Source organism: Streptomyces sp. NPDC056373, from assembly GCF_042262425.1.
Classification (GTDB): domain Bacteria; phylum Actinomycetota; class Actinomycetes; order Streptomycetales; family Streptomycetaceae; genus Streptomyces.
The window spans coordinates 378,828-396,565 of record NZ_JBHJPX010000009.1; the positions used below are offsets into that span (position 1 = coordinate 378,828).

The 17,738-nt window shown below is 73.1% G+C and carries 13 protein-coding genes; 8 read left to right on the forward strand and 5 right to left on the reverse strand.

Annotated features, from left to right (window positions below):
* Positions 1-22 precede the first annotated feature (22 nt).
* Both ACFCXS_RS21515 and ACFCXS_RS21520 read right to left on the reverse strand, forming a co-directional pair.
* Positions 23-577 (reverse strand): nitroreductase family deazaflavin-dependent oxidoreductase, encoded by a 555-nt coding sequence (locus ACFCXS_RS21515; protein WP_376644947.1) that lies wholly within the window; start codon positions 575-577, stop codon positions 23-25.
* 134 nt (positions 578-711) lie between these two features.
* A complete protein-coding gene (locus tag ACFCXS_RS21520; protein ID WP_376644948.1) occupies positions 712-1,344 on the reverse strand; it encodes a LysE family transporter in 633 nt (210 codons plus the stop codon).
* Positions 1,345-1,695: 351 nt separating this feature from the next.
* Between ACFCXS_RS21520 and ACFCXS_RS21525 the strand changes: the two genes are divergently transcribed.
* From ACFCXS_RS21525 to ACFCXS_RS21545, 5 genes are all read left to right on the forward strand, one after another.
* Positions 1,696-2,892 (forward strand): cytochrome P450, encoded by a 1,197-nt coding sequence (locus ACFCXS_RS21525; protein ID WP_376644949.1) that lies wholly within the window; start codon positions 1,696-1,698, stop codon positions 2,890-2,892.
* A gap of 13 nt (positions 2,893-2,905) precedes the next feature.
* The gene (locus ACFCXS_RS21530) at positions 2,906-3,112 is read left to right on the forward strand and encodes a ferredoxin (protein ID WP_376644950.1); all 207 of its coding nucleotides are present in this window, start codon (positions 2,906-2,908) and stop codon (positions 3,110-3,112) included.
* Positions 3,109-3,567, forward strand: a complete 459-nt coding sequence (locus tag ACFCXS_RS21535) for a nuclear transport factor 2 family protein (protein ID WP_376644951.1) — start codon at positions 3,109-3,111, stop codon at positions 3,565-3,567. Before ACFCXS_RS21530 ends, ACFCXS_RS21535 begins: the two co-directional genes overlap by 4 nt.
* A 28-nt stretch (positions 3,568-3,595) precedes the next feature.
* Positions 3,596-4,132, forward strand: coding sequence for a flavoprotein (locus ACFCXS_RS21540; RefSeq protein WP_376644952.1), 537 nt, complete (start codon positions 3,596-3,598; stop codon positions 4,130-4,132).
* Positions 4,133-4,251: 119 nt separating this feature from the next.
* On the forward strand, positions 4,252-5,220 hold the full coding sequence (locus ACFCXS_RS21545) for an aldo/keto reductase (protein WP_376644953.1): 969 nt from the start codon (positions 4,252-4,254) through the stop codon (positions 5,218-5,220).
* An 18-nt stretch (positions 5,221-5,238) separates the two neighbouring features.
* On the opposite strand, the gene ACFCXS_RS21550 is transcribed toward ACFCXS_RS21545, so the two are convergent.
* On the reverse strand, positions 5,239-6,081 hold the full coding sequence (locus tag ACFCXS_RS21550) for a phytanoyl-CoA dioxygenase family protein (RefSeq protein WP_376644954.1): 843 nt from the start codon (positions 6,079-6,081) through the stop codon (positions 5,239-5,241).
* A gap of 237 nt (positions 6,082-6,318) precedes the next feature.
* Here ACFCXS_RS21550 and ACFCXS_RS21555 point away from each other — a divergent pair, with 237 nt between their 5' ends.
* A complete protein-coding gene (locus tag ACFCXS_RS21555) occupies positions 6,319-7,173 on the forward strand; it encodes a helix-turn-helix domain-containing protein (RefSeq protein WP_376645003.1) in 855 nt (284 codons plus the stop codon).
* A 370-nt stretch (positions 7,174-7,543) separates the two neighbouring features.
* Entirely contained in the window at positions 7,544-10,327 is a 2,784-nt protein-coding gene (locus ACFCXS_RS21560; RefSeq protein ID WP_376644955.1) for a ricin-type beta-trefoil lectin domain protein, read from the forward strand.
* Positions 10,328-10,339: 12 nt separating this feature from the next.
* Here the strand turns inward: ACFCXS_RS21560 and ACFCXS_RS21565 are convergent, their stop codons facing one another.
* Positions 10,340-11,569: an SLC13 family permease gene (locus ACFCXS_RS21565; protein WP_376644956.1), complete on the reverse strand. Its 1,230-nt coding sequence runs from the start codon at positions 11,567-11,569 to the stop codon at positions 10,340-10,342.
* A 385-nt stretch (positions 11,570-11,954) separates the two neighbouring features.
* A complete protein-coding gene (locus ACFCXS_RS21570; protein WP_376644957.1) occupies positions 11,955-14,342 on the reverse strand; it encodes a SpoIIE family protein phosphatase in 2,388 nt (795 codons plus the stop codon).
* Positions 14,343-14,598: 256 nt separating this feature from the next.
* On the opposite strand from ACFCXS_RS21570, the gene ACFCXS_RS21575 reads away from it, so the two are divergent.
* Positions 14,599-17,694, forward strand: a complete 3,096-nt coding sequence (locus tag ACFCXS_RS21575; RefSeq protein ID WP_376644958.1) for a glycoside hydrolase family 2 TIM barrel-domain containing protein — start codon at positions 14,599-14,601, stop codon at positions 17,692-17,694.
* The last annotated feature ends 44 nt before the right edge of the window (positions 17,695-17,738 follow it).

The window sequence follows — 17,738 nt, forward strand, 5'->3', positions numbered from 1 at the left end:
CGCGTGCCCCGTCGCGGCCGGTTCACACACCCGGGGCGAAAGATTTTTCCGCCGGCCGCAGGCATGCACCGGCAACCGGCTGTGCGCACGGTCGCCGGCTGCCCCCCGCGGGGCCGCCCGCCCCCCGGCACCCCCCAGCGGCCCGCGCCAGAAAGAAGAACCGAAAAACGCGATCCGTCTTCTTCTGGTAGTCGGCGTACGCCGGGTACGCCGCGACGGCGCGCTCCCACCAGGCGGCCTTCTCCTCGCCCGTGACCTCGCGGGCGGTCATGTCCTGCTTCACCGGCCCGTCCTGGAGCTCCACGTACGGGTGGGCCAGGATGTTGAAGTACCAGACGGGGTGCTTGGGCGCCCCGCCGAGGGAAGCCACCGCGGCGTAGCGCCCCTCGTGCTCCACCCGCATCACCGGTGTCTTGCGCAGTTTCCCGCTCCGGGCACCCCGCGAGGTCAGGAGGACGACCGGCATCTTCGAGCCCTGAAGCGTCGTACCCTCCGTACCGCCTGAGCTCTCGTACAGCTCCACCTGCTTGCGCACCCACCGCGTCGGGCTGGGTTCGTACTCGCCTTCGAGAGGCATGGCATCCGTCCCATCGTCGCGTCCGTGGCTCATCGCCACCTGCCATCAACACCCGTGCCCCGGGGAATCATCCGCACCCGCGGGATCCGGCCGGACGAGGTCCGCATCCCGGCGCGAGCGCCCGGATGCGGACCTCATCCCGGCGCGAGCGCCATCCGGACGGCCAGCGCCGTCATCACAGCGCTCGCCACCCACGCCGTCGCCAGCCGTCCCCGGCGGCCGGTCAGCGCCCGCCCCAGCAGCGCCCCGCCCCCGGCGAGCAGCACCTGCCAGCTCGCCGAGGCGGCGAGGGCGGCCACGACGAACACGCCCTGCTCCACCGGCCCGACCGGTCCCGTGGCCCGGGAACCGAGCACGAGGGCGGCGAAGTAGATGACGGTGGTGGGATTCAGCAGGGTGATGCCCAGCAGGCCCAGATAGGCCCGGGCAGGGCTCGGGGGAGCCGGGGCCGACCGGGTGGCGAGACGGTGGCCGCGGTACTCGCGCACCGCGCTCACCGTGCCCCGTGCCGCCAGCGCGAGCAGCACCAGCACGCAGACCCACCGCAGCGGCCCGAGCACGGGCCGCAGCGCGGAGGCCAGGGCCGTCCCCCCGAGGGTGGCCGCGAGGGCGTAGAGCCCGTCGGCGGTGGCGACGCCCAGCGCGGCGCAGACGCCGGTGCGCAAGGTGGTGCGGGCGGTGAGGGAGACGAGGTAGGTCCCGACGGCGCCCACGGGGACGGCGATGCCGTACCCGGCGAGCAGCCCCGCGACGAGCGCGGCCGTCATGACCGGGGCGGCGTCGGTCCTCCGCGTCGGCCGGACTGCTGCTGTCGGCGCGTGGCAGAGGCGGCGGCGGACAGCGGCGGGAGAACGGTGAACGTAGGCATGGCCGGATCCTGCGGCCTGCCCCGCCGAGCCGACAACCGGTTTTCGAACGGGGCCCCCGCGCCCCGGGCCCTGGGACGGGCACCAGCCCCGCACCACGGGCCTCCCGCACCCGGGGTTCGAACGGGTGGACGGCATTCCCCGGCCATGTTGCCGACGTCGGCGATCTGGCCGAACTTCGTGTCGCACCATTAGATGCCTGGGGCATCTAATGAAGATCGGCACGACGCACTACTCGTCTGCGAGGTCTTCATGACGGACACCACCGCACCCGTCGCCTTCCCCCAGAGCCGGACCTGCCCCTACCACCCGCCCGCCGCCTACGACGCGCTGCGCACCGAACGCCCCCTGACCCGGATCACCCTCTTCGACGGCCGGGAGGCCTGGCTCGTCAGCGGGCACGCGACCGCCCGCGCCCTGCTGGCCGACCCGCGTCTGTCGTCCAACCGCGACCGCCCCGGCTTCCCCGCCCCCACCGAGCGCTTCGCCGGGCTCCGCAACCGCAGGACGGCCCTGCTGGGCGTCGACGACCCCGAGCACCGCGCCCAGCGGCGCATGGTCGTGGGAGACTTCACCTTCAAGCGGGCCGTCGAACTCCGGCCACGCATCCAGCAGATCGTGGACGAACGACTCGACGCGATGATCGCCCAGGGCCCGCCCGCGGACCTGGTGAACGCCTTCGCGCTGCCCGTGCCGTCCATGGTGATCTGCGCCCTGCTCGGCGTCCCGTACACCGACCACGACTTCTTCGAGACCCAGTCGCGACGGCTGCTGCGCGGCCCGGAGGCCGCCGACGTACTCGATGCCCGCCACCGGCTGGAGACGTACTTCGGCGAACTGATCGACCGCAAGCAGCGGGACCCGGGCACCGGCCTGCTGGACGACCTGGTGCACCGGCAGCCGCGCGAGGGCGACCTCGACCGCGAGGGTCTGATCGCCATGGCCCTCATCCTGCTGGTCGCGGGCCACGAGACGACCGCCAACATGATCTCGCTCGGCACCTTCACCCTCCTCCAGCACCCCGAGCGGCTCGCGGAGCTGCGCGCGGACCCGGGGCTGATGCCCGCCGCGGTCGAGGAGCTGATGCGGATGCTGTCGATCGCGGACGGCATGCTGCGCCTGGCCGTCGAGGACATCGAGGTGGCGGGGACGACCATCCGCGAGGGCGAGGGCGTGGTTTTCGCGACCTCCGTCATCAACCGCGACGAGACCGTCTACCCCGACCCGGACACGCTGGACTGGAGCCGCCCGGCCCGTCACCACGTCGCGTTCGGCTTCGGCATCCACCAGTGCCTCGGCCAGAACCTCGCCCGCGCCGAGCTGGAGATCGCCCTGCACAGCCTCTTCGACCGGCTGCCCGGCCTGCGCCTGGCAGCCCCGGCCGAGGAGATCCCCTTCAAGCCGGGCGACACGATCCAGGGGATGCTGGAACTCCCCGTGACCTGGTGAAGGGCCGACGCACATGCACATCGACATCGACCAGGACGTCTGCATCGGCGCCGGCCAGTGCGCCCTCACCGCCCCGGACGTCTTCACCCAGGACGACGACGGCTACAGCACCCTGCTGCCCGGCGGCGAGGACGGCGGCAGCCCGCTGCTGCGGGAGGCGGCCCGCGCCTGCCCGGTCGGCGCCATCACCGTGTCCGGAGCCGGCAGGGAGACTCCATGACCGACCGCCCGCCGCTGCCGCCCTTCACCCGTGAGACCGCCGCACAGAAGGTCCAGGCCGCCGAGGACGCCTGGAACACCCGCGACCCGCACAGGGTCTCCCTCGCCTACTCACCGGACTCCGTCTGGCGCAACCGCGACACCTTCGTCACCGGCCGCGCCGAGATCGCCGCGTTCCTGACCCACAAGTGGGAGCGCGAGCAGGAATACGCACTGCGCAAGGACCTGTGGGCCTTCGACCGCAACCGCATCGCCGTCCGCTTCCAGTACGAGTGCCGGGACGCGGACGGGCAGTGGTGGCGCTCCTACGGCAACGAGCTGTGGGAGTTCGACGAACACGGCCTGATGACCCGGCGCGAGGCGAGCATCGACGACGTGCCGATCGAGGAGAACGAACGCCGCATCTTCGGCCCCCGGCCGGAGGCGGAACGCGGAGACACCTTCCCCGTCCGGTGAGCGCGGGGGAGTCGCTAGGGTTTCCGGGATGACCGAACAGGCCGCCCGCAAGCCCTTCCTCTACGTCGTCGTCTGCGCCGCCGGCGTCGCCGCGGACGTCGGCGAACTGATCACCGCCGCGCAGGAACGGGACTGGGAGGTGGGCGTCATCGCGACACCCGTCGCCATGAACGGCTTCTTCGACACCGCCGCCGTCGAGTCCCGAACGGGCCGCCGCATACGCTCCGCCTGGCGCACGCCCGGCGAGCCGCGCCCGTTCCCGGCGCCCGACGCCGTGGTGGTGGCCCCCGCCACCTTCAACACCGTCAACAAGTGGGCGGCCGGTATCGCCGACACCCTCGCCCTGGGCACTCTGTGCGAGGCCGCGGGGCTCGGGGTGCCGATCGCCGTGCTGCCGTGCGTGGCGGACGCCCTGGCCGCCCACCCCGCCTACCGGGACAGCCTCGAACGGCTGCGGGGGATGGGCGTGCGGTTCGCAGAGCCCTGCGCGGGAGAGCCGCAGGAGGACGGTGGGCTTCCGGAGTTCGGGTGGAAGCGAGCCCTGGACCTGGTCGAACGCCGCTGACGACCACGGCGGGGCCACGCTCGGACGGCCCGTCAGGAGCTTGCGCGGCCTTGCCTTCGAGTGCACACGAACACGTACGCTCCCCGTGAATCCCCCCAAAAAAAGCAGGAGCGGCAACAATGCAGTACGTGAAGCTCGGTTCGACGGGTCTGGACGTCTCGCGGATCTGTCTGGGGTGCATGACCTACGGTCTGCCCGACCGCGGCCGGCACGAGTGGACCCTCGACGAGGAGGCCTCGCGCCCGCTGATCCGGCAGGCGGTCGAGGCGGGGATCACGTTCTTCGACACGGCGAACGTCTACTCCGACGGCACCAGCGAGGAGATCGTCGGACGAGCCCTGCGCGACTTCGCCCGCCGCGACGAGATCGTCCTCGCGACGAAGGTGCACGGCCGGATGCGCCCCGGACCGAACGGCGGCGGACTGTCCCGCAAGGCGATCATGACCGAGCTCGACCAGAGCCTGACCCGCCTCGGCACCGACTACGTCGACCTCTACCAGATCCATCGCTTCGACCCGGACACTCCGGTCGAGGAGACGATGGAGGCCCTGCACGACGTCGTCAAGGCGGGCAAGGTCCGCTACATCGGGGCCAGTTCGATGTACGCCTGGCAGTTCTCCAAGATGCAGTACACCGCGCGGCTGAACGGCTGGACCCGCTTCGTCTCCATGCAGAACCACTACAACCTGATCTACCGCGAGGAGGAGCGGGAGATGCTGCCCCTGTGCGCGGACCAGGGCGTGGGCGTGCTGCCCTGGAGCCCGCTCGCCCGCGGCCGGCTCACCCGGGACTGGGACACCACCACCGAGCGCAGCGCCACCGACACCTTCGGCAGCGACCTGTACCAGGAGGGCGACCGCACCATCGTCGAGGCGGTCACCCGCATCGCCGGTGAGCGGGGCGTCCCCCGCGCGCAGGTCGCCCTCGCCTGGCTGCTCCACCAGCCCACGGTGACCGCCCCGATCGTCGGCGCGTCCAAGCCCGGGCATCTGCGGGACGCGGTGGCCGCGGTGGAGATCCGGCTGAGCGACAAGGAGCTGGAGGAACTCCAGAGCCCGTACGGCCCCCACCCCATCGCCGGGCACTGAAACGCGACCTGCCGAAGGTCAGTGGGGCCCCTGCGGCGCGAACTCCGTTCCGCAGGGGCCTGCCCCCTCGCTCTCCGCCAGCTCGACCCTCGCCCCGCTCATCGACAGCGTCCGGTAGAACCGCCCGATCCGCTCCGCCGACCGGCCCACGTAGTGCCCGATGAACGACCGACGGAACCGCTCGGCCGCCCGGTTCGGCTGCGACCCGTGCACGAGGCTCCCGTTGAAGAACAGGACGTCGCCCGGCGCCATGTCCACCGGCACCGGCGCCAGCCCCGCCGGCGGCGGAACGTACTCCCGGGCGAAGGACACGTCCGCGTCGGCCTGCTCGGGGCAGAACAGGTCCATGCGATGCGTGCCCGGCACGACCTCCAGCCCGCCGTTCTCCCGGTCGATCACGTCGCAGGCCACCCACGCCGCCACACACGTGCCCGGCTCCACCCTGAGGTAGAAGTTGTCCTGGTGCAGCGCCTGCCCACGGGCCCCCGGCGGCTTGAAGTAGAACATGCTCTGCGCGGCCAGTACCTCCTCCTCGAGCAGCGCCTCCAGGACCGTCCGCAGCCGGGCGTCGAGCAGGACCTCACGCGCGCGGTCGCTGATCTCGTGCGGGTGCATCACCCGGGGCCACACGTGCAGGGGATCCACGTCCGGCCCGTCCACCGCGCGCGGCTCGAAGTGCCCGGGAACCCGACCTGCCGCCTGCAGTGCCGCGAACTCCGCGCACAGCCGGTCGATCTCCTCGGCCGCGAAGAGCCCGCGCACCACCGTGAAACCATGCTCCTCGAAATCCTCCCGGTACCGCCGGAGCCCTTCGCGGTCCATGATGGAGGCGCTGACGGCGCCGTTGCCCGTGACTGTCATGTTCGTACTCCTCGGTCGGGTGTCCTCGGCAGGAAACGCTAGGCCGCGAGGCCACCGAGGAGGATGCCCGTGCGTGCTGACGGATTGCCCGGGACTGCTGCGGCAGAAGACACCGGGAAGACCGGAACGGCCGGGAGGACCGGCAACCATGAGGGCACCGGGAACACCGGGAACACCGGGAACACCGGGAACACCGGGAACACCGGGAACACCGGGGATCCCGCACCGCCGGCCGGGCTGGTCGTGCTGGGTCATTTCGACCAGCCGCCCGGGTACGGCGTCAACCGCCCGCGCGGATCCGCGAGCTGGCTCTTCACCTGGACCACCGCAGGCCGGGGCCGGCTCCGGCAGGGCGGCGCGCACACCTCGGCCGGAGCGGGCGCACTGGTGGTGCTCGCCCCGGGCGTCCCGCACGGCTACGCAGTCGAGCCCGGCGCCCGCCACTGGCGCTTCTGGTGGGCGCACTGCCAGGCCCGCCCGTCCTGGGCCGCCTGGCTGCGGCCGTACGACGCCGGTCACGGGATGTACGTGGTCACCTCTGCTCCTGCCGGGGTGCACGGTCGCGTCGGGGCGGCGTTCCGGCGGATGCACGCCGACGCCCGCTGGGCCGGCACCGAAGCACCGCCCGACGAGTCGCCCCCGGACGGGCAGGTCGCCGTGGCCCACGGCAGCGCTGCCCGCGAACTGGCCCTGTGCGCACTGGAGGAGATCGTCCTGCTGGCCACCGGCGCCGCCCGGCCGGCGGCTCCCCGGCCCGGCCTCGACGCACGGATCCGTCGCGCACAGGATCTGATCGACGCTGACCCGGGTGCCCCGCACACCGTTCGCTCGCTGGCCGAGGGAGTCGCCCTGTCGCCGTCCCGCTTCGCCCACCTGTTCAGCAGTCAGCTCGGCCGCTCGCCCATGCGGGCCCTGCGCGAGGCACGGCTGCGCCATGCCGCCCGGCTGCTGGAGAGCACCGACCTGCCCGTGGAACGCGTCGCCGCGGCCTCCGGTTTCGTCAGCCCCTTCCACTTCAACCGCGCCTTTCGCGAGCGCTACGGGGCGCCACCCGGGGAGTACCGCACGACGCACGGCGGTTGGCCCGGCTGAGTACCGTCATTGGTTTCGCCGCGAACCCCGAAAGGCCGGACGGGGAACGCCGCCGAGCGTGTGAGCTGCTGCTCAGGGAGCGACTCAATGGTTTCCGGGCGGTCGGCAGGGTGGGTAAATGTGAGCCGTGAAAAAGGGGCAGACGGCACAGAATGCCTTTCGCGCCACTGGCTGACTTCTTGTCAAAAGGCGCTGCCTCTTCACGCAATGCTCGAAACCGTGAGATCTCTTGTTCCTTGTCCCTGACCTGTGCAAAGGTGTGCCCTGTCGGCGTGCCCCCACACGCCTTTCTTTCGTATGCGCGAGGCCGCCGGCCGGCATACCCCCTGGTACGGACTTTATTCCGCATGTCCTCGAGAGGAATGCAGCCGTGAAAGACGCAGGCCCGTCGAATTCCCCGGCCTCGCCCGGCGGGTTCGGCGTGACGGACGAGCAACTGAGCGCGGAGCTCAGGAAGTGGACCGGGGCGACACCCGCACTCCACCCCGTCGGCGAACTGCTGGACCGGCACTGGGAGGCGGCCTTCGCCTACGCCCGGCTGTGCACCGACGGTCCGCGCTCCGCGGGGATGCTCACCACCGCGGCTTTCACCCGGCTCTTCGGCGAGACCCTGCGGCAGAACGGCCCGACCTCGGCGTGGCGCTCCCATCTGCTCGTCACCGTGCGGCGTATCGCGGCCGAGTGGGCGGGCGACCACCGGTGCGGCATGCTCCACCCGGAGCTGCTGGCCGGCGGCGGCGAGGGGGAGCGGCCCGCCTCCCGTCTGCTGCCGTCCCGGCACCGGCGCCTGCTGTCCGGGGCCTTCCAGCGGCTGCCCCAGTCCGCCCGCTGCCTGCTGTGGCACGTCGAGGTCGAGGCCGAACCGCTCGCGTCCCCGGCAGCGCTGCTCGGCCTGGACGAGGAGGGCGCGCGCGTCGAACTGGAACGGGCCCGGGACCGGCTGCGCGAGGAGTGCCTCCAGCTCCACCGTGAACTCGCCCCCGACCAGGAGTGCCGTCGCTATCTGCGCCTGCTCGACGTGACGTACCGGCGTGGGGGGCTCGACATCGACCCCGATCTACGCGCGCATATCGAGGGCTGTGGGCACTGCAGCGTCGCCGCGGACCAGCTCGACCAGTTCAACCACGGCCTCGGCGTCGCCCTGTCGGAAGGGGTGCTGGGCTGGGGCGGGTGGGCCTATGCGGAGAGCCGGATCGGCGAGGCGGGGGACCACGCCGGGGGTGGCCGTGCCCCGGGGCGCGGGCGGCCCGGGGCGGTGGCCGGTGCGGCCGCCACCGGGGCCCCGGCCGCCGCGGCGCGCGAGCTGTTCCCGGACCCGGTGGCCCTGGCACGCGAGGTCTTCCCGGAGCCGGCCGGCATGGCGTACGAGATCATGCCGGACCCTGTCCCTGCGGCGCGCGAGGACTTTCCGGGGCCGGCGGGTGAGGCGAACGAGGTCTTTCCGGGGCCGGCGGGCGAGGCCGGTGAGGGCGTTCCGGGGCCGACGAGTGAGGCACGCGAGGGCTTCCCGGCTCCGCCGCGTGCGGCGCGTGAGGTGCCTCCGGGTCCGGCCGCTGCGGCGCGCAAGGGTCTGACGGGTCCCGCCGGTGCGGTGCGCGAGGGCCTGAAGGGTCCGGCCGGTGCAGTGCGCAAGGGTCTGACGAACCCGGCCGCTGCGGTGCGCAAGGGTCTGACGGATCAGGCCCGTGCGGCGCGCAGGGGCCTGAAAGGTCCGGCCCGGGCGGCCCGCGAGGGTCTGACGGATCAGGCCGGTGCGGTGCGCGAGGGTCTGACGGATCAGGCCGGTGCGGCGCGCAGGGGCCTGACGGATCAGGCCGGTGCGGTGCGCAAGGGTCTGACGGATCAGGCCCGTGCGGTGCGCGAGGGTCTGACGGGTCCCGCCCGTGCGGCCCGCGACGGCCTTGCGGATCCGGCCGACGCGGCGCGAGGGACCTCCGGCCCGGCCGGCACCACGGGTGCGGTGTTCCCTGCCCCGCCGCGTACGGCGCGTGACGCATTTCCCGGGTCGGCCGGCGAAGGGCGTGAGGGCTTCCCGGACCCGATCGCGCTGGCCGGTGCGGTCGGGGAGTCGTTCACCGAGCCGGGCGGCCCGGCGGCCGTACCGCCGCCCGTTCCCAGGGCCGGGAGCGGCGGACCGGCCGGGGACGCGGCACAGGCTCCGGCCGACGCGGGCCGTCCCCTGCCGACGGCGACCGTGACCCCGGCCCACCGGTCCGAAGGTTCGCGCAGCGCCGCCCGGAGGTCGGCCAGGTCCGCGCACAAGGCGGCCCGCCGGGTCGCCCGGCGGCGCAATCTCACCGTGGGCATCCTGACCGTCGGCGGCCTGGTCGTGCTGCCGCTGGTCCTGTGGTCCACCGGCGACTCCGGCGACAGCACCCCGGCCGGAGCGGACCGGCCCGCCGGAGAGGCACCCGACCCGGACGGCGGGAGCACCGACCCGTCCCGGACCGGCGCGGGCGACGCACGGCAGGGCGCCCTGCGCGGCCGGCTGCACAACGTCGCCTCGGACCTGTGCGTCGGCATCGACGGCAAGAAGGCCGTCGAGGGCGGCGAGGCCGAGCTGACGACCTGCTCCGCGGACGCCGCCCAGCAGTGGACGTACGAGACCGACGGGCTGCTGCGCAACCTCGCAGCGCCGGACCTGTGCCTGGACTCGCAGCTCGGCTACTCGGTCCGGCTGGCCCCCTGCGCGGGCGCCTCCCGGCCGGACCCGAAGAGCATCCGCTACGACTTCACCCTGCAGGGCGCCCTCGTGCCTCGCTGGGACCAGGACCTCGCCCTGGCCCCCGCCGCGACCGACGGCTCGGGGGCCCTGGTCCTCAAGGCCCGGACGGACGACGAGGTCCAGCGCTGGGTGATCGACACCTCCAAGGCCGACCTCCAGATGCAGGCCGTCAACTGGAACGCGACCGTTCCGGCAGCCCGCTCGGCACCCGCACCGCCCCCTGCCCCCGCACCGGCGAAGACGCCCGAGCCCACCCCGACGCCGTCCCCGGCCTCCTCGACCCCGGAGCCGACGCCGAGCAGCCCGGCCGCCACCGACGCGTCCTGCTACCGCTACGGCTACTACTGCGACTCCGACGGCCGGTACGGCAACCCCGGCTACGGCTACCCCGGCTACGGGTACGGCCACGGCGGAGACGGCCGCCGCTGACCGTGCGTTGGCTCAGGTGCCGAGGACGGTCAGCGACAGCCACAGGGCGGCCACGGCCGACACCAGCGCGGCCGGCACGGCGAGCAGCCCGAGCCGTGTGAACTCGCCGAGCCCGACCCGGTGCCCGCCCTGCTGGACGATCCGCCGCCACAGCAGGGTCGCCAGCGATCCGGCGTAGGTCAGGTTGGGGCCGATGTTCACACCGAGCAGCACCGCCAGCACGGCACCGGGGCCGGCCCCGGCGGTCAGGGGCAGCAGCACCAGCACCGCCGGCAGGTTGTTGATCAGGTTCGCCAGGACGGCGGCCAGCGCGGCCACGCCCAGCAGTGCCAGCAGCCCCGAGCCGTCGGGCAGGACGTGCCGGAGCGCGTCGGCGAGCCCGTGGTCGACGACCGCGCGCACGACGACGCCGAGCGCGAGCACGAACGCCAGGAACGCCGGCTGCGCCGACCTGACCACCGCGAGCGGCGTGGCCCGGCGCCGCACCAGCGCCCGCCCGGCCAGCACCAGCGCACCGGCCGTCGCGGCCCAGGCCGGGGCGATCCCGACGGCGGAGGCGACGACGAACCCGGCGAGCGTGCAGCCGACGGTGACGAGGGCGAACAACGGCAGCGGTTCGGGACGCGGGGCGGGGTCGGGGGAGGGCAGGGGCGCCGCGAGTTCGCCGTCGAAGAAGCGGCGGAACACCAGGTACTCGGCGGCGATGGCGACCAGCCAGGGCAGTGCCATCAAGGCCGCGAAGCGGGTGAAGCTCAGGCCGCTCGCGGTGAAGGCCAGCAGATTGGTCAGGTTGGAGACCGGCAGCAGCAGCGAGGCGGTGTTCGACAGGTGGGCGCACGCGTAGAGGTGCGGCCGTGCCTGCACGCCCATGCGGGTGGCGGTGGCGAGCACCACCGGAGTCAGCAGGACGACCGTGGCGTCCAGACTGAGTACGGCCGTGATGACGGACGCCAGCGCGAACACCGCGGTCAGCAGCCGTGTGGGGCGCCCCGTGGCCCAGCGGGCCATCCACGCCCCGCAGGCGGTGAAGAGCCCCTCGACGTCACAGAAGTGGGCGAGGACCAGCACGGCGGCGAGGAAGCCGACCACGGGCCCGAGCCGCTGGATCTCCTCCCAGGCGTGCTCGGGCGAGATCACCCCGAGGGCGATGGCCAGCCCGGCGGCGGGCACGGCCAGCACGGCCTCGGGCAGGCCCTTCGGGCGGGCGACGGCCCAGACGAGCACGGCGGCCAGCAGCGTCACGGACAGGACTTCGGCGAGCGGGGCGTTCAGGGCGGGGTCCTCCGGGGCGGGATCTGGTCGTGCCCGCCCATGAAACCAGGTGCTGGTAAGAGACCTGTCGCGAGCCCTCTCCCGGGCAGCGGCCCTCCGTGGTCACGAAAGCCGTCCGGGGGCACCGACCGACGCGGGCCGCCCGCCCGGCGGTGCGGATCGCCCGCTCACGTCAGGCCGTCGAGCGGACCGGTTCCGTCGAGATCGTCCGTAGGCACGTGACGGTGTTGTGTTCCCGGCCGTCGAGGGGGCCGGTTCTGCCGGGAGGGGCCGTGGGATCGCGACCGGCGCTCCGTTCCCGGCCCTCCAGCAGAGCAACGGCGTCCGGCTCGTCCGCGGAATCGTGACCGGGCGCTCAGAGCTCGTCGTCGAGCAGGGCCAGCTCCGCCCAGATCGTCTTGCCTTCGCCGGTGTGCCTGCTGCCCCACCGCTGGGTGAGCTGGGCGACCAGGAGCAGACCGCGGCCGCCCTCGTCCCAGGTCTTCGCCCGGCGCAGGTGCGGTGCCGTGTGGTTGGTGTCGGACACCTCACAGATCAGCGTGGCCGCGTCATGGATCAGCCGGAGCCGGATGGGCGGCGCGCCGTAGCGGATGGCGTTGGTGACCAGCTCGCTCACCACCAGCTCGGCCGTGAACGTGGCTTCGAGCAGCCCCCAGCGTTCCAGCTGGTCGACGACCTGCTTGCGGATGGGGGCCACCAGTGCCGGATCGGCCGGGATGTCCCAGGTGGCGACCTGGGCGGACGGCAGGCCGCGGGTGCGGGCCAGCAGCAGGGCCACGTCGTCGCTGGAGCCGCCCGGCGGGAGGAGGGTGCTCAGTACGCGGTCGCAGGTCTCGTCCAGGGAACCGGAGGAAGCCGACAGGGCCTCGCGGAGCATCCGGCCGCTGGTGTCGACGTCCCGCTCGCGGCTCACGAGCAGCCCGTCCGTGTGGAAGACCAGCACGCTGCCCTCGCGCAGCTCCACCTCGGCCGCCTCGAACGGCAGCCCCCCGACACCCAGCGGCGGCCCCGAGGGCAGATCGAGCTGGTGCGCCGGGCCGCCCGGCGGCACCAGCAGGGGCAGGGGGTGCCCGGCCCGGGCCAGCGTGCAGCGCCGTGACACGGGGTCGTACACCGCGTACAGGCAGGTCGCGCCCACCTCCCCGGTGCCGTCGTCCCCGCCGGACTCCTCCGACAGCCGGACGACGAGGTCGTCGAGGTGCGTGAGCAGTTCGTCGGGCGCCAGGTCGATGTCGGCGAGCGTACGGACGGCGGTGCGCAGCCGGCCCATGGTGGCCGAGGCCTGGATGCCGTGGCCGACGACGTCGCCGACGATCATGGCGACCCGCATTCCCGACAGGGGGATCACATCGAACCAGTCGCCGCCCACGCCGGAACGGGTGGCCGGCAGGTAGCGGGAGGCGGCCTCCACCGCAGCCGTGTGCGGCAGGGTGCGCGGCAGCAGGCTGCGCTGCAGGGTGAGGGTCGTCTCGCGCTCCCGGGAGTAGCGGCGCGCGTTGTCGATGCAGACGGCGGCCCTGGCCGTGACCTCCTCGGCCAGCAGCACGTCGTCGGGGGTGAACGCCTCGGGGCGGCGGAAGCGGGTGAAGACCGCCACGCCGAGGGTGGTGCCCCGGGCCTGGAGCGGCACGGACATCGTGGAGTGGATGCCGTACTCCTGGATCCGCTGGAAGCGCACCGGGTCCCAGGCCAGCCACCGCTCGAGATCGCCCGACGCGCCCGAGGCCACGACCGTGTGCCCGGCGATCAGGGAGGCGGCCTGCGGGGAGTTCTCCGGGTAGACGTCCACCTGCCCCGGCTCGGCGACGGCCTCCGGGCTGCCCTTGTTGACCGACTGGTGGGCGGACCGGCGCAGGGTCAGCGGCGGGATCGGCGGCCCGGCGGACTCGCCGCCGTGCTCCCAGGGGTCGAGCAGGTCGACGCTGACGAAGTCGGCGAGCGCCGGCACACACACGTCCGCCAGCTCCTGCGCCGTGCGGCTGACGTCGAGGGTGGTGCCGATGCGCACGCTCGCCTCGTTGACCAGCAGCAGCCGCTCCCGCGACCGGTACTGGTCGGAGAAGTCGTGAGCGGTCACGCACACGCCGCGCACCCGGCCGGTGCCGTCGGTGAGCGGGGCCATCCTGGCCAGCCAGGCGTGGGCCGCCCGGCTCTCACCGGTCGCCTTCATGTACGTCTGCATGTCCTGCCGCCGGCCGGTGGCGAGCACCCGGCGCAGATTCTCCTCGAGCTCGGCGTTCGGTGGCCGGCTGCCGATGTCGGTCGGCTTCAGGCCCAGCATCCGCCCGGCGGGCAGCCCCAGGAGGTCCGCCATCGCCTCGTTGACGCCGCGCAGCCGCAACCGCTCGTCGAAGATCATCGTGGCGCAGGGCGACTGCGTCAGGGCCATGCGCACCAGCGGGTCGTCCGGAAGCCCCTGGTCGGCGGCCTCCGTCGGGGACACCGCCAGCCAGTCGGTCGCCTCGGCTCCTTCGGGCGGTCTGCGGTGGGCGAGCACCCACAGGGACACCGGGTGGCCGTCGCGATGACGCAGGGTGAGCGTGCCGCTCCAGCGGGAGTCGTCCGCCACGGACGGCGGGTCCGCGCCGTCGGCCAGCAGCGCGGCGGCCGGGCGGCCCACGACCTCGTCGGCCGTGTGACCCAGCAGACGGCGGGCTCCCTCGCTCCACTCGGTGAGCGTGCCGTCGACGGCGATGACGGCACGCGCGGCCACGCCGTCGTCGAACCCCTCGTCCGGACTCATCGTCGCGACTCCATACGGACACTCACAGTGAACAGGGAAGTCAGTTGAGTTCCAGCCTAGTCCGTAGGCGCCCTGCGTGGACCGGTAACCCCCGTGCCGCCTTCCTCGCGGGGGTCGGGGCGCATATCCGGCCGAAGTGATCGCCGGCGCAGAAGGGCCCCGCCGCACCCTTGACGCCCGGGCATGACACCTCGACAGAATCTGTTTGTTCGCGATCAGTTGTGAGTACTTCTGGGCCCTTGTGAGGGAGAGTTTCATGTCGGTCACGCGCAGATCGGTCCTGCTCGCCACCGCTGCCACGCCCGCGGCCGGAGCGCTGCTCGATGCCCCGGAGGCGTGGGCCGCCGGGGAGGCCCGCGGAGCGCCCGGCCGCCGGACCGTCGCGCTGCGCGACGGCTGGCGCTTCGCGCTGGTGAACCCGGGCGGCGTCACCGATCCGACCGGCGCCTACGCCGACGCCCACCGTCCCGGCCACGACGACTCCGGCTGGCGCGAGACGGCCGTCCCTCACGACTGGAGCATCGAGCAGACCCCCACCACCGAGCACGGCACCACCAGCGGCACCGGCTTCCTGCCCGGGGGCCTCGGCTGGTACCGCCTGGCCTTCACCCTGCCGCCCGGCCTCGCCGGCAAACGCGTCTCGGTGGAGTTCGACGGCGTCTACATGGACTCCACCGTCTACTGCAACGGCACGGAGGCCGGCCGCCACCCCTACGGCTACACCGGCTTCGCCCTCGACCTCACCGACCTGGTGCACACCGACGGCAGTACCGAGAACGTCATCGCGGTCGAGGTCCGCAACCGGCTCCCCAGCAGCCGCTGGTACTCGGGCAGCGGCATCTACCGCGAGGCCCGCCTCGTGATCACCGAGCCGGTGCACGTGGCCCGCTGGGGCACCCGCGTCACCACACCGGAGATCTCCGCCGAGCGTGCCGTCGTACGGGTGGCCACCTCCGTCGTCAACGCCTCCGGCGAGGGCACGGACGTCGAGGTCGTCTCCCGGATCGTCGACCGCAAGGGCCGGACGGTCGCCCGTACCTCCACCACCGCGGCCGTCACCGCCGAGCACACCGAGAACCACGAACTGACGGTCGCCGATCCGCAGTTGTGGGACTTCGCCGCACCCCACCGCTACACGCTGCACACCGAACTGCGCGTCGGCGGCCGGACCACCGACACCTACCGCACGGTCTTCGGCTTCCGCACCTTCCGCTTCGACCCGGACGAGGGCTTCTTCCTCAACGGCACCCACCACAAGATCAAGGGCGTCGACCTCCACCACGACCTGGGCGCACTCGGCGCCGCCGTCAGCATCGACGCCGTCCGCAGGCAGCTGGAGATCATGCGCTCCATGGGCGTCAACGCCCTGCGCACCTCCCACAACCCGCCCGCGCCCGAGGTGATCCAGGTCTGCGAGGAGCTCGGCGTCGTCATGCTGGTGGAGGCGTTCGACTGCTGGCGGACCGGAAAGAACCGGTACGACTACGGCCGCTTCTTCGACGAGTGGTGCGAGAAGGACGCCACCGAGATGGTCCTGGCGGCCCGCAACTCGCCCGCCGTGCTGAGCTGGTCCATCGGCAACGAGGTTCCCGACTCCACCTCGGCCGCCGGTCTCGCCATGGCCGACCGGATCATCGGGGCGATCCGGGCGGCCGACGGCACCCGCCCGCTGGTCATCGGCTCCGACAAGTACCGCCGCCTGCCCGCCAAGGGCTCCGCGGCGGACCTGATGCTGGCCAAGCTGGACGGCCTCGGCCTCAACTACAACACCGCCAAGTCGGTCGACGAGTTGCACGCGGCCTACCCGCACCTGTTCCTCTTCGAGTCCGAGTCCTCCTCGGAGACCTCCACCCGCGGCGCCTACCAGGAGCCCGAGCACCTCAACACCGGCGAGAACCACACCCCGGGCGGGCGCGCGACCTCCTCCTACGACAACAACCTCGCCTCCTGGACCATGAGCGGCGAGTACGGCCACAAGAAGGACCGGGACCGCAAGTGGTTCGCCGGGCAGTTCCTCTGGTCCGGCATCGACTACATCGGCGAGCCGACGCCCTACGACGTCTTCCCCGTCAAGGCGTCCTTCTTCGGGGCCGTCGACACGGCGGGCTTCCCGAAGGACATGTACCACCTGTTCCGCAGCCAGTGGACCAGCGAGCCGATGGTCCACCTGCTGCCCACGACCTGGAACCACGACAGGGGCGACACGGTCGAGGTCTGGGCGTACGCCAACGTCGACACGGTCGAGCTGTACCTCAACGGGAAGTCTCTCGGCGTACGGCGGTTCGACACCAAGAAGACCGTCGACGGCCGCCCGTACCTGGAGACGGCCGAGGCGACCGGCGACGACAAGACCTTCACCGACGGCCCCCACCCCGGCAGTTACACCAGCCCGAACGGCAGCGCCGGAAAACTCCACCTGACCTGGCGGGTGCCCTTCGAACCGGGTGAGCTGAAGGCCGTCGCACGGCGAGGCGGCAAGGTGGTCGCCACCGACGTGCTGCGCACCGCGGGAGCCCCGCACGCGGTACGCCTCACCGCGGACCGCGAGTCCGTCGCCGCCGACGGCCGCTCCCTGGTCTTCGTGACCGCAGAGGTCGTCGACCGGCGCGGAGTGGTGGTGCCCGACGCGGAGCACCTGCTGTCCTTCACGGTGGCGGGAGGCTCCCTCGCCGGACTCGACAACGGCAGACAGGAGAGCGCCGAGCGCTACCAGGCGAGCACCCGCACCGCCTTCCACGGCAAGGCCCTCGCCATCGTCCGGTCCGGTACGAAGGCCGGCGCGGTGAAGGTGACCGCTCGCGCCGGGGGACTGCGCCCGGGCACGGCGACCGTGCGGGCCACCCGGGCCGGGGACCGGGCCGAGACGGCCCCGACGGCCTTCGGGCCCGAGCACCCGGACCCCGTCGGCCACCCGCACGCGGACGCGAGCTACTCCGGCCGCCCGGACACCCTCCCCGCCGCCATGCTCGACGGCGATCCGGCCACCGGCTGGTCCAACGGCTTCTTCAAACAGGCCACGGCCCTGCTGCCGGCCTTCGACGGCGCGCGGGCCGAGGACTGGGTCTCGGTCGACCACGGGCGCACCCGCGGCTACGGCCGGGTGGACGTCTCCTTCACCGTGGACGCCGCGCACAGCCTGCCCGCGACGATCGAGGTGGCGGTGTGGGACGGCCGCGCGTGGCGGGCGGCGCGGGACACCGAGATCGGCTGGGCGGCCGCCTCCGACACCCCCACGGTGATCACGTTCAAGGCCCTCCGCGGCTCCCGGATCCGGCTCACCCTGACGAGCCGCCACCCCGGCGAGCCCCGGGGAGCGATCCGTATCAGCCGGCTGGACGCCCCGGCCGCCTGAGCCCCGGGCGTCACGGTCCGGACATGCGGCGAACAGCCAGTCCT